Below are 14,543 nucleotides of genomic sequence, written 5' to 3'. Positions count from 1 at the left end.
AACGTGACGGCCGGGGCGCTGTGGATCATCGCGGCGACCGAGCTGCACGCGAGTGCGTCAGCGAAAGCCAGTGCGCGCGGCACGGTCGGCGGCTCCGAGAGTGACGACGACGCGGAGAACGCCGACGCCCAGGCCCAGGAGCAGGTCGACCGAACCCCCGCCACGAGCGGTCGCAGCGCCACGCTGCCTTCCTCGAGCGACGGGGTCGCGCAGGGCAACGGGCAGGCACAGGGACAGTCGGGTCAGCAGAGCGACGGTGTCGGGGTCGGAGCCGCGATCGCCGTCGATTGGATCCTGGTCGGCAGCCAGGCCGTCCTCGCGCCCGGGCTCACGGTCGTCGTCGACGGCGTGTTCGCCGTGCTGGCGACGAACGAGACGGATGCCGCGGCGAAGGCACTCGGCACGGCGGCGAGCATCGAGAACGACAACAACACCGTCGGCGTCGCCGTCGCGCTCAACGTCGCCGACGTCGTCAACCGCGGATCCATCGGCGCCGGTGCGTCGATCACAGCCGGCTCGGTCGCCGTCACCGGCCGGACGCCCGCGGATGCGCGCAACGACTTCAAGGCGTGGGCGATCGCGGCCGCGGCGGGCCGGGGCGACGCCGCCGTCGCCGGATCCGTCGCCGTGCAGGTGATCGACCTCGTGAACGAAGCCGTGATCGGCGCGGGCTCGACGCTCACCGTCGCCGACGGCATCTCCCTCGACGCGAGCAACCCCATGGGGCTGCAGGGTCTCGCCGCGTCGGGTGCCATCACGACCAACGGCAGCGGTGTCGGTGCGGGCATCGTCGTCCAGATCGTCACGACCCGCACGCTGGCTCACATCGACTCGACGTTCGAGGCCCCCACGACGATCAATGCGGGTGGCGCGGTCATCGGCCGGGCCACGGCCTCGCTTGTGCCGCTCGCAGCGCCCGAGATCCCCGAGCTCGACCTGCCCGCCTTCACGGGCGTCGCCCTCGGAGCAGCGCTCGGCGGCGGTGATGCAGGAGTCGGTGGCTCACTCGTCGTCAACGTCGTGAACCGCGCCACGCGCGCGTGGCTCGGCGATGCGGCATCGGTCAACCAGGGTGTTGCCCTGGCGGCGCCCCAGGCGCTGTCGTTCACCGCATTGGACCAGACGTCCTTCGTCGACGTCGCCGGAGCGCTCGGCCTCTCGACAGGCAGCGCCGGCGTCGGCTTCGCGCTCGTCGTGGGCGTGCACAACAAGGATGTGCGCGCGTACATCGGCCGCGGCGTGCAGGCCGACGTCGGCGGCTCGGTGTGGCTCATCGCGACGGCGGGGGAGAGCTTCACGCAGATCGTCGCCGGCGGCGCGGCCGCATCCGATGCGGGCGTCGCGGGGTCCTTCGCCGTGCTCGTGGTCAACGAAGGCAGCGACGACCCCGGAACGCGCTCCTACATCGACAGTTCGGCGCAGACACCCACGGCGGTCCGTGCCCGCGGCGCGGTCACGATCACGGCGGCCGATCCGGTCGACATGACCCTGTTCGCCGGAGCGGTCGGGGCAGCAAGCACCGCGGGCGTCGGCCTGTCCTCGGTCGTGTTCGTTCGGACGGGCATCGTCGATGCCTATGTCGGTCCCGACGCCCTGCTCTGGGCCCGCGGCGCGACGGGTCTCGTCCTCACGGCGTCGCAGAGTGAGGACCTCTGGCTCGTCGCGGTCGGCGGTGCCGCCGGCGGCACCGCCGGCGCGGCCGGCGCGGCGACGGTCGGCGTGCAGAGCAACACGACGCACGCGCACCTCGACCGTGGAGTGACCCTCGACGGCGTCGGGGGCGGTACGGCGGGCGCACGGATCGCGGCGACCGACGCGACGACGCTGCGCGGCATCGCGGGACAGCTCGCCATCGGCGGAACGGCCGGGGTCGGCCTCGGTGCCGACATCCAGGTCGTCGGCAAATCGACGCAGGCGTGGATCGCGCCCGAGGTGCTCGTCACGGTCGACGGAGACGTCACAGTCGATGCCACCTCGAACGAAGAGGTCACGAGCGTCGCGGCCGGAGCAAGCGTCGGGGGCACCGCCGCGGTCTCCGCCAACGCGACCGTTTCGGTGTACACGATCATCACCCGGGCATTCATCGGTGAGGTCTGTGGTGCGTCGACCGTCACGGAAGCCGCGTGCGGCACTTCGCGGTCGATCGTCGTCGCGGGGGGCAGCGCACGCATCGCCGCCAACGAGATCCTGACGATGGACATCGTGTCGGGCTCTGTCGCGGCGTCGGGTACGGCCTCGGTCGGGCTCACAGCGGCGGTCCCCGTCCTGAACAAGACCACGGCCGCCTTCGTCGGAGACCTGTCGCGGGTCACGGCACTCGGCGGCGGCGCAGGCCTGACCGCGGCGGGTCCGTTCCGGATCGACTACATCGACACGCGCTTCGCCCCGCAGGCGGCGATCATCGGCGGCAACCAGCTCGACCTCGGCTACGCGCACGGCATCCGCGACGGCGAACGCGTCTCGTACGATGCGGGCGGCGGCCAGCCGATCACGGGTCTGACCCCCGGTGCCACGTACGTCGCCGTCGTCGACGCTGCCTTCCCGACGCGACTGCGGCTCGCGCTCACGCCGGGCGGCGCGCCCATCGCGCTCGCCTCGCCGGCGCGCCCGGGTCAGTCCCACCGCATCTTCGCGACCGACGAAGCGACCGTGCCCGGCCGGTTCGCCCCTTACTTCACGCCGTCGACAGACGTCGACGGCGGCAGCAACATCGTGCACCTGCCGTACGACATGCCCGAAGGCGACGCCGACTCGACCAGCGGCGGCGGCGGGACGCCACTTCAGACGGGCGATGCCGTCGTCTACACGGCGAATGGCGGCACCCCGATCGGCGGACTCGTCGACGGCGGCGTGTACTACGTGGTCATGACGGGCCCCGACAGCTTCCGGCTCGCCGGCACGGCGTGCGACGCGCGGCCGACGGGCGACGGATGCGGCGGGGGAGCGGTCTCGACGATCGACCTCAACCCGGGTGTGGCGACCGGTCGCGCCCACAGCTTCGTGCGGCAGGGGATGCAGCCTCCCGGAGACCCCGCGCGCATCACGGGCAAGCGCGTCATCACGCAGGCCCCCGGCGCTGTCTTCGGCGTCGCCATCATCGCGAACAACAGCGACGAAGTGCTCGCCGTCGGTGCGAGCGCCGCGGTCGCCGCGACCGCGGGAGTCGGCGCGGCGGGCAACGTCAACGTCGTGACGTCCGACACCGACGCGTTCGTCGGTCGCCAGGCCCGCATCAACGACGACAACACGGGCGCGGCGGCGTGGCAGTCCGTGACCGTCGCCGCATCGGGCGACTTCCGTCAGTTGATGATCGCGGCGGGCCTCGGCGGGGGCATGGCGGGTATCGCGGTGAACGCCGCGGTCGACATCGTGAACCTCGACGTCGATGCCACGATCGGCGACGGTGCGGTCGTGCGGGCAGCCGGAGACGTGTCGCTCGAGGCGCGGAGCGCGCAGGAGGTCGTCGCGGTCGCCGCTTCGGCCGGTGCCGGCGTTGCGGGCATCGCCGTCGCTGTCGCAACGATCGTCGTCGACAGTCACACTTACGCCCGCACCGGCCAGTCGGTCGTGATCGACGCGGGCAACAACGTCCTGGTCCGCGCACTCGACGCGACATCGCTCACGGTCGCCTCGGGCGGCATCGGGGTCGGCTTCGTGGGAGGTGGCGCGGGTGTCGCCGTTGTCGTCTTCACCAAGGACACGCGTGCGTCGATCGGCGCCTTCAACACGGTCGAGGCCCGCGCGCGCGGCGGCTGGGCGATGAGCGGCATCCCCGTCGGGACCGCGACCGACGCCGGCTTCCCCACGGCCGCGCAGAGCGGCCTCGCCGTCGTCGCGACCAGCGAGCAGGACGTCTTCGGCATGGCGATCGCCGCCGGCGGCGGGTTCGTCGGTGTCGCAGGCGCCGTCAACGTCACCCTCATCACGGGCTCCACGGTGGCCCTCATCGACGCCCGCAGCGTGGTCAACGCCGATCGCGTCGGTGCCGGGGCGGCGCAGTCGGTATCGGTCACGGCGGCCGACCGCACCGACACATTCACCCTGGGCGGCGGGCTCGGCGCGGGCTTCGTCGGCGTCGCCGGTGGCGTCGACATCGGTGCCATCGACGTCTCGGCCGGCGCGGGCATCGGTGATTTCACGACCATCAACGCGCGCGGATCCATCCGCATCCAGGCGATGTCGATCCGCAGCATCCAGACATTCGCGCTCAGCTTCGGAGCCGGCGCGGTCGGCGTCGCGGGCTCGGTCTCGGTCTGGGGCGCGGGCGTCACGCCCTCGGGCTCGTACGACGACGGCGGCGGCGCGCAGGACGGACTGTCCTCAACCGAGGGCACCCCCCAGGGCCAGGCCGATCAGTACGCCTCCGGCACGGGATCCGAAGGCTACGGCTCGATTCTCAACGGCGCGCAGGACTCGTCGGGAACGAGCACGGCGGATCGCAAGCAGCAGGGCCTCGCGTCGGCGCAGGCTGGCATCGCGGCGGCGACGCCGGGCGTCGGCATCGTCACGAACCGCTTCTCGAGCGTGCCCGCCGTGCGCGGCACGACGAGTCGCATCGGCACCGGCGCGGTGATCAACGCCGGCGGCGACGTCACGGTATCCGCCGTGGCCCGCGACAGCTTCTTCGCCGTCGCGGGGTCGGCGTCCGGTGGCATCGGCGCGGTCGGGCTCTCGCTCGTCGTCGCGAAGCTCACCTCGGTCATCGATGCGGGCATCGCCTCGCGTGCCGTCGTCACCGCCGGCGGAGGCACCGCGGTGCGGGCCGAGACCCGGGAGCGCACCGAGGCCATCGCCTTCTCGGGGCAGCTCGCCGGAGTCTCGGTCGCGGGTCAGATCGTCGACATCGACACCGACGCGCGCCAGACGGCGCACATCGACGACGGCGCCGCCATCCCGGCGGCGGGGGGCACCGTCTCGGTCACCGCTCACGCCGACCGTCGTGTCGCCCCCACGGTCATCGGCGTCGCGCTCGCCCTCGGTGCGGTCGGCGCCGCCGTCGCACTCGGAGAGGTGCGCGGCGACACGGTCGCCCGCATCGGAGCAGCGCCGCTGGGTACCGGAACCACCCCCGTCGGAGCGGTCGCCGTCTCGGCGACATCCGTCATCGAGGTGCCCGTCATCGCCTTCTCGGTCTCGGGCGGTGTCCTGGGCAGCCTCACCGGTGTCGGCGCGGCGGCGCAGATCTCGGGGCGGACAGCCGCCGAGTTCGCGGGCACAGCCCGCGTCGCGGGCCGCGTTCAACTCGTCGCCGACGCGCGCAACACGGTGAACACCGAGACGTACAACATCCAGACGGGTGCCGTGACCGTCGGCGTCACATTCGCCCGCGCGACGGTCTCGCGCGCCACGACCGCCCTCGCGGCGCCCGGGTCGTGGATCACGGCGGGCGGCGCGATCGCGATGCGCGCAACGAGCCGCAACCACACCGGCGCCAGCATGGGCGGCGGCAGCCTCGCGGGCATCGCGGCGCTGTTCATGAACCCCGTCGCCCGCGTCACCGGCGCGACGCAGGCGCGCTTCGCGTCCGATGTCGCGGCATCCGGATCGCTTGTCGTCGAGGCCCAGGGACAGAACCAGGCGCGCGCAGATGCGCTCGTCGCGAGCATCGGCATCGGGGGCAGCGGCCAAGGCGTCGACGTCCAAGCCGTCGTCGCCGAGAGCGCCTCGGTGCGCGCATCGATCGACACGGGCACCGTGTTCAGTCAGGGCCTCGTCGCCGTGCGCGCACGCATCCTCGAAGAGGGCGGATCCGGCAACCTCGCGACCGCCACGGTGCGCGGCGTGTCGGGCGGGCTCGTCTCGCTCGGTGTCTACGTCGCCAGCGCGCTCCTCGAGGGCGCGACGACGGCCGAGCTGTCGAGCACCGTCGGTGGGTCCGGGGCGGTCGAAGCTCGCGCGGAATCCCGCGCCGACGCGACAGCAGAGAGCTGGACATTCGGCGTCGGGCTGTTCCAAGCGTCGGGGTCGGTCGTGAACGCCGAAGTGCGGGCGTCGGCGCGCACGTACGCGGCGATCCTCTCGCCCGTGTGGTCGGCGGGCGGCACGACGGTCGCAGCCATCGCGGCCAACGGCGCGAGCGCCGAGACGGATGCCGCGAGCATCGGCTTCATCAACCTCGGTGTCACGATCCCCACGGCCCTCATCGGAGCGGCGACCACGGCCGAGCTGCGGGGGGGCCTGGTTGGAAACGGACTGTCCGTCCAGGCGCGCGGCACGAACACCGCCCGCACCGCGGTCGACTACGTCTCGATCGGCTTCATCGACGGCGGCATCGGCGGTGCGACGGCGGTGGTCCTGAACTCGGCGGCCGTCACGGCGCGCGTGGATGCGGGCAGCGCTGCGGTGCTCGCGGGCTCCGGCGCCGTCTCGGTCACGGCCTGGTCGGCGCACTCGGCTTCCGCAGACATGCGCAAATCGACCGCCGGTGCCTACACGATCGGCGGACTGCTGCCGATCGCACGGGTCGAGGCGGCAACGTCGGCGTCGTTCACGGCGCCGAGCGCCCAATCCGGGGCGTTCACGATGGATGCCTCCTCGCGCAACAGCGTCGACGCGACAGCACGGCTGCTCTCGCTCGCGATCGTCGGGGTGCGCGGCACGGTCGCCACCGCCACCATCGAGCAGTCGGCCGCGACGAGCGCGGACGTCGCCGCGCAGGTCGTCCTGTACGCAACCGGCATCGTCGCGGTGCGTGCCGAGAACCGCGCCGGAACCCACGCCAGGGCAGACATCGACAGCGCCGGCGGCGGCCTGATCGACGCGGGGATCTTCGCGGCGTTCGCCTTCACCCGGGCCCCCGTCACGGCAGCGTTCGACGGCGTGCTCGGCTCGTCGACGGGCGTGCGGATCGCGGCCGCCGGCGGTACGACGGTCACCGCGACGATCCAGGCGCTCTCGGTCGGTCTCGGCTCCATGACCGGCAGCGTCGTATCTGCCGATATCTACGAGCAGGCCGCCGTCACCGCGCGCTTCGGTACGGGTGCCCTGGCGACCTCGGGCACGGTGCAGGTCGCGGCGACGACGGTCGACGCGGCCACCGCGGCCACCGACCTGGCCTCGGGTGGCCTCGTCGTGGGCGCCGTCTCGGTGCCGACGTCGCGCATCGCGAACGCGCTCACGGCCGACTACTCGGCACGCCAGATCGGCGGCACGGGCATCGCGGTGAGCGCCGACGCCACGCGCACGGTGCACACGACCTCGGGTTCGATCTCGTTCTCGCTCATCGGTGCCGCACACTCGTCGGGAAGGGCGCTCATCACCAACGGTGCCGTGACCCAGGCCCGGGTGCGCCCCGGCGCCACGATCAATGCGCCGTCCGCCGCCGTCTCGGTCACCTCGCACGCCGTCAACACCGCGACGGCCGAGGCCGGTGGCATCAACGTGGGTCTCCTCCTCGCGGCGACGACCGCCGAACCTCTCGCTTGGATCGACGCACGCGCCCACGCGCACATGCAGGCGTGGATCGGCGGAGCCGGTGCGAACGGCGCAGGCGCGGCATCCCTCGTCGTCGACACCCACTCGCAGGATCAGGCCGAAGCGTCGCTGGTCAACAAGACCGGCGGCACCATCGCGATCGGCACCGGCAAGGCCGTGGCGCAGGTCACCTCCGTCGTCGAGACGATCGTCGGCAACGCGCAGCCGATCGCCATCAGCGGAAACGTCGTCATCGGCGTCGCGGAACAGCCCGTGTCGCGCTCGTTCGCACGCACCCTCGGCGCGGGTGGACTGGCGATCTCGACGAACGCGGCGAGCGCGGTCACGAACCCGACGGTGCGGCTGTCGATCACGCCGAGTACGCACCTCGTCGCGGGGGGCACCGTGACGCTGAACGCCCTGCAGAACTCCCTCACGCCCGCGGTTCCGCCCGGCCTCGTCTTCGACGCCGTCACCGGGGTGAACACCGCGAACGACACGATCCGGATCACAGGTCCGCACGGGCTCCAGACCGGCGGCAGCGTCACCTACACGCCCGGGGCGGGCAGCGTGATCGGAGGCCTCGCCGACGGCAGCCGCTACAACGTCATCGTCGTCTCGGTCGACACGATCCAGCTCGGGTCGACCTTCGAGGGTGCCCAGATCGACGCGGCATCCGACATCATCACCTTCGGCCGCACGACCGACAGCGGGTTCTCCGAGCTCCCGCACCAGTTCGTCGAGGGGCAGCGCGTCATCTACTCGTCGCTCTCGTCGCCCGCCGCCTCCGGACTCGTCAACGGTCGGGTCTATCTCGTTCACGTCATCGACGAGTTCCGCATCCAGCTCATCGACGCCGCGACGCCGCAGGCGCCCGTCGAGTTCACCGGTGGCGACATCGACACCGACCGGATCGGGGCAGTCAACGACTACGTCGACGGACAGGCGGTGCAGTACCTCGGGCCCGACGCCCGCGCCACGTTCACGAGCAACCGCGTCGACATCGTCGTCGATGCCAAGGGTGCTCCGGTGCGGGTCGGCGGCCCCGGCACGCCGTACCAGACGGAGGACAACAACCGCATCGCGCTGCGCAACCACACGTTCACGACGGGCCAGCAGGTCATCTACCGCGCGAACGGCGGCGCCCTCGGGGGCCTGTCGAACAACACGCCCTACTGGGTCATCGTCGTCGGACCGCACGAGATCCAGCTCGCCGGTTCGTACTGCGAGGCCGTAGGGACGTGTGCCGACCCCGGCGATCCCGACCTGCTCATCCCCGTCTCACCGCGCCCGCTCGTCGGCAGCGCCGACCCCGCGCTCATCGGGGTGGGCCATGGCCTCTATCTGCCGGGGCAGCAGCCCATCGAAGGTCTGGAGCACGGTGCCCGCTACTACGTGTACGACCGCACCCCCACATCGTTCCGGCTCTCGCTGCTGTCCGGTCCGCTCGCCGGGCTCGGGGCGCTCACGATCACGGCCAACGGCAGCGTCGGCACGAGCAGCGTCGTCCCCGCTGTCGTCGACCTCGGCGGCGGAACCGCCGCGGGGTCCGTGCACGCTGTGATCATCGATCTGCTCTCGACGGGCACGGGCACCCAGACGCTTCATTCGCAGCCGTTGACGCCGACGCTTCCCGGGGGCGGAGTCTTCTCCGAGGCCAAGGTGTACGGCAGCGGGGTCGGATTCATCTCGTCGACGGCGAGCCGTCCCTCGGCGAGCTACACGGCCAACCTCGAGCTGACCGTCGGCGAGAACGCCCGCATCCACGCCGGCGGCGACATCACGATCGGGGCCACCTCGACCGCGTCGGCGTTCGTCGACGCCTCGTCGGCCGGTCTCGGCTTCGTCGGCATCGGGTCCTCCCGAGCCGTCGTCGACGCGACGGCGAACACGACGGTCTGGCTGCGCTCGGGATCCGACGTCCGCTCGACGGGCGGCAGCGTGCGGATCGCACCCATCACCGTCGTCGCCGGCAAGGCGATCGCCCAGTCCACAGCGGGCGGGTTCGGACACGGCGTCGATTCCCAGACGCAGGGCCGTCTCGACCTCACGGCCCGGACCATCCTCGATGGGCACGTCGTCGCGTGGAACGACATCGACGCACGGTCCACGAGCGCGATGCAGGCCGACCTGATCGCTTCCGCTTCCGGCTCGTCGTTCGCCGGCAGCTCCTCATCGGGGGAATGCGATTCGCCGGGCTGCCACCTCGAGGCACAGAACCACGGCACGACCCTCACGGTGGGCGGCGGCGCGTACCTCGAGGCAGACAATCTTCGCCTCGTGGCCGAGCTGATCTCCAGCAGGCTCAACGTCGAGAACCGCGCGAAGGGCTCGGGCGCGTTCGAAGACTCCGACGCGCGTTCCGACGCGAGCCTCCATTCCCTCGTGCGCGTGCAGCTGAATGCCCCCGCCAAGATCGTGGGCCGGCAGAGCGTCACGATCACGGCGCAGCACCGCGGCGTCGAGGTCCGCGCGTACGCGCGGGCCAGCTGCAGCTGCTTCGGCGGAGACAGCGATGCGGACGCCTACGTCCTCTACGACGCCCGCTCGAGCGTCGTCGCCGACGAGGGCGTGCGTATCCGCACCTCCGCCCTGCTCGTCCAGGCCCTCCACCAGCTGATCTCCACAACGCCGCAGGCCTCGACGGGCGGGGGCTTCATCGACTTCGGCGGGTCCAGCAACAGGATCGACAACTTCCGCCATCGCACGATCGAGTGGAACGCGGACGTCGTGCTGCACGCCGCCAATCCGACGCTCATCATCGACGCGTCGGGGCGAATCGTGAAGAAGTACGCCGTCACGGTGCGCGATCTGAACGGCGTCGTCTACAACGTGGGTGCCGTCATCCCCGTCGGCCAGACGATCATCGTCGACCCGACCGAGAACACCGGGGGCGGAACGGCCCGCTACGAGATCAACAGCACGACGGGCTCCGTGATCGGCATCCTCACGGGTGACCGGGGAACCCTGCAGGTGCAGAACACGTTCGACGTCGTCCGACTCCACAACCACTCCGACCGCGACATGCGGATCCACGACATCAGCGTCGCGAACATCGACGGCGTCGGCGCGACGGTCGACGTCGCCGCAGAGAACAGCGCAGCGTTCCGGTTCCACATCGGGCGCCCCATCTTCATCCCGACCTTCGTCGACATCGCCAACTGGTGGAACGCGGGACGGGCCGACCTGCAGCTGCACGGTCGCATCGACAGCCCGATCGGCACGACTCGGATCATCGCCGAGAACGGCGACATCGTCGCAACGGCTGCCGGATCGATCCGCACGAACATCGCCCAGCTCTACGCCGAGCGCGGCACGATCGGTGCCGTCAACGCCGGCGTTCGGGCGCCCATCACGATCGTGCTCGTGCAGAGCGACTACCTCATCGACGACGTCGACCCGACGCGCCTGGTCGAGCTCATCGCCGATGCGCGCGATGACGTCGTGCTCACGGTCACCTACAGTGCCCGGATGCCGGTGGGCTCGCCGTACGCCGACACGATGTTCCGGCCGGTGCTCGGCCCCATCCACGCGGGCAGGAACATCGACATCCTGGTGCACGACAGCGCGTTCGGGGCGGATGCGCCGCCGCTGACGTCCTACCTCGTCCAGGTCAACGTCACGCAGCCGCCGAGTGTGACGAACGTGCCGCCGTCGGGGCTCTACCACACGTACTTCCACCCCGACCCGGGCCCCTGGCCGGGCTTCACCGACCCCGTCCTCGTCGCATGGGGCACAGCGAACGAGCTGCGCGACAGCGCGTACACGTTCGGCGACCTGCGTGCGGGGAACGACATCGTGGTGCGGCATCCGTCGACGGCGACGACGATCTCGTTCGACGTCTTCTCCGACGTCGACGCGACGCTCGTCAGCATGCGCTTCCCCGAGATCTCCTACTCGGCATCCGACGGCGACGGCGAGATCACGCTCCACACGAACGGCGACATCTCCGTCCTCGAGCTGATCGGCGATCTGAGGGCCGGCACGATCACCTCGACGGCGCAGGACGTCTGGCTGCAGACCGCCGAGAACACCGCGTCGATCCTCGACGACGGCACGATCGACGACGGCACGCCGCGCGTCGCGGGCCGCGACATCACGCTGGCCGCCGGACTGGTGTCCGGCCGCATCGGCGGTCCGGCTGCCGAGACGCCCGACTTCCTCGAGATCCACTCGTCGCTGGCCGAGCGCGGTCGCGTCAGGGCGTTCGCCGCGGGCGACATCCTGCTCGACCAGGTCGGCGGATCCCTCTTCGCGCATACCGTCTCGTCGTCCGCGGGGGATGTGGCGCTGCGCACCCGTGACGGCGGCATCTTCTCGGACACTGCCGGCACCGTGACGCGCATCGTCGGGCGCAACATCGACCTCATCGCCGTCGGCGGCGCGATCGGTGCAGACAGCCCCGACCGTTCGCTGGACCTGGTCGTGGACACCGCAGTCGGCGGGCGCCTGTACGCGCACTCGCACTCGGGGATCGTCACGGGTGTGTTCGTGACGGAGGCGACGGGGGCCCTCTTCGTCCTGCGGGCAGAAGCCGACCAGGGAGACGTGCGGCTCACCGTGCCCTTCGTCGAGGGTGGCCCCGACGAGAGCCTCTTCATCCTCACCGAGGGACGCACGATCGACGGGCTGACTGAGGTGACCCAGGGCCGGGTCGTCGCGGGCGGACATGTCACGCTGCTCGTCGGTCAGGACGTCATCGCGCCCCTGGGCACGGTCATCCAGGGCGAGACCGTGACGATCCGCGCGTCGTTCGGCAAGACGCTCGCGAGCCAGGGTGGATCGCTGCTCTCCTTCGCCGGCGAGGTCACGGGACACGCGACACAGATCTTCGGGGGTCGCGGCGACGATGTCTTCCTCTTCGACTCGACCGTGCTGGGCGGGCACACGATCGTCTACGGCGGTGCCGGGAGCACACCGTCGGGTGAGGACGGCGACGACGCGTTCTTCGTCCTGCGGCTCGAGACGATGACCGGCACCCACATCGCGGCCCCCGGCGATGACTTCGCCGGCACCGAAGTGCGCGACGCGCTCGTGCTGTTCGGTCTGTCCGGAGACAACCACTTCCACATCCAGACGTGGGGCGGCGACGACGACCTCGGCCACGACTACCGCATCATCGTGCGCGGCGGGGGTGTGCGGGGTGGGTTCAACACGCTCACCATCGACGGCACGGATGCGCCCGACCTCTTCCTCTTCCGCGGACTCGCCGCGATCGCAGAGCACCCCGGCAGCAAGCGCCCCGCGTTCGTCGCCCACGTCAACGCCGATGCCGGCACGGTGGAACGCATCTCGTACGACGGAGGCATCAACCAGCGGGTCACCGTGAACGGTCTCGCGGGCGACGACGTCTTCGTATTCGACGACAACAGCGCCGTCACGACGGTCTACGGCGGCGAGGGGAACGACACGTTCATCGTCGGCCAGTTCTTCGCTGCGCCGCGTATCGAACCCGACGTCCAACCCGGCGACGGCATGCAGACGTTCGAGACGGAGTTCGGTCACGGCAGCCGCGGGATCACCTTCCCGGCCGTCCTGTACGGCGGCGCCGGCGATGACACGTTCATCATCCGTGGTCACATCGCCGAGCTGCGCGTCGAGGCGACGACGGGCGCCGACACCTTCCACCTTCTCGCTGTGCGGCTGCTCGACGGGACCTACCGCGCGAACGGCCTGCTCTCTCTCGACGGCGGCGCGCAGACGTCGACGGTGACGGTGTACACGGCGGGCCCCGCCTCAGGCATCGTCGCGACCACCAAGGCGGTGTCCGGGGGCGGACTGCGCGGCGATCTGTACTCCGTGAAGGCGCCCGTCGTCGTCGGCGCCATGGCGCCGGCGGTGCCCTTCGCCCTGCCCGATGAGGACGCTGCACTCCCGGCACCGCTCGTGATCCCGGTTCCCCCGCGTGACGGTGGGACGGGCGAGGTCATCGTCGTGGAGTCCGACGGGTCGACGACGCTGAAGACCGGTGTCAAAGAGACCGACAGCTACACGATCGCGCTCGGCACTGCGCCGACCGCGCGGGTCTACATCACGATCTCGGCGGCGTACGCGGGCGGGACACCGTACGCACAGATCTCGATCGACGGCGGGCTGACGTTCCACGACCAGGTCATCCTGATCTTCGAGGCGGGCGAGACCGGGCCCAAGACCGTCATCGTGCGGCTCGTGCCGACCGTCGACCCGCACCCCTTCCCGGTGCGGGCGTTCCCCTCGCCCGAGCCGGGTCCCGGCATGGTGGTCGAGACCGTGAGCCACGTCTTCTCGAGCGACGACCCGCTTTATGATCACGCGGCGGCGCGCAACGTGTACATCAACCTCGTCCGCGAGGCGGACCCCGTCGATCCCGTCGATCCCGTCGATCCCGTCGATCCGATCACCCCGGACGACGGCGCCGACGGCCAGCCGGCCGGAGGCGCGGCGGCAGACCGTCTGCCNCCTCGTCCGCGAGGCGGACCCCGTCGATCCCGTCGATCCCGTCGATCCCGTCGATCCGATCACCCCGGACGACGGCGCCGACGGCCAGCCGGCCGGAGGCGCGGCGGCAGACCGTCTGCCCGAGACGGGCGGCAGCGACCTCACCGGATGGCTGCTCGTGAGCCTGCTGCTGTTCGCCGGCGGCGCGGCCCTGCTCCTGCGCCGCCGCCGGGCCTGATCGCCTGCGGGGGGAACGCCGTTACCCTGAGGTCATGCCACTGACCGGAGAATACAAGCCGTCCACCTCGGAATGGGCTCGCACCCAGGCTGAGACGTACGAGGCGAGCGGGGGTGCCGAGGCGAACGAGCTGCGCGGCATGCCGATCATCGTGTTGACGACCCTCGGTCGCAAGACGGGCGCCCTGCGAAAGACCGCGCTCATGCGCGTCGAGCACGAGGGGCGCTACCTCGCCGTCGCCTCGATGGGCGGCGCGCCGAAAGAGCCCGCGTGGGCAGGCAACATGCGCGCACACGACCGCGTCGAACTGCAGGACGGCGCCGTCACGCGCGACTACCGCGCCCGGGAGCTGACCGGCGACGAACGCGCTGCATGGTGGGAGCGCGCGGTCGCGGTGTTCCCCGACTACGCCGCGTACCAGGAGAAGACCGACCGCCTGATCGCCCTCTTCATCCTTGAGCCGATCGAGGACTGA

The 14,543-nt window shown here is 71.2% G+C and carries 2 protein-coding genes (1 of these 2 running past the window's edge); both read left to right on the top strand.

The annotated features are described in order from the left end of the window. Positions 1 to 14,112 carry the end of a hypothetical protein gene (locus tag AC25Y0_RS07210; RefSeq protein ID WP_488134449.1) on the top strand. Its footprint begins 16,047 nt before the window's first position, so the window shows 14,112 of its 30,159 coding nt (coding positions 16,048-30,159); its start codon lies off the left edge, out of view; its stop codon occupies positions 14,110 to 14,112. After that, entirely contained in the window at positions 14,103 to 14,543 is a 441-nt protein-coding gene (locus AC25Y0_RS07205) for a nitroreductase family deazaflavin-dependent oxidoreductase (RefSeq protein WP_488121926.1), read from the top strand. Before AC25Y0_RS07210 ends, AC25Y0_RS07205 begins: the two co-directional genes overlap by 10 nt.

Source organism: Microbacterium sp. Y547 (assembly GCF_057669785.1).
The sequence above is the reverse complement of the archived record's forward strand: the minus strand, read 5'-3'. Positions and strand labels throughout refer to the sequence as shown.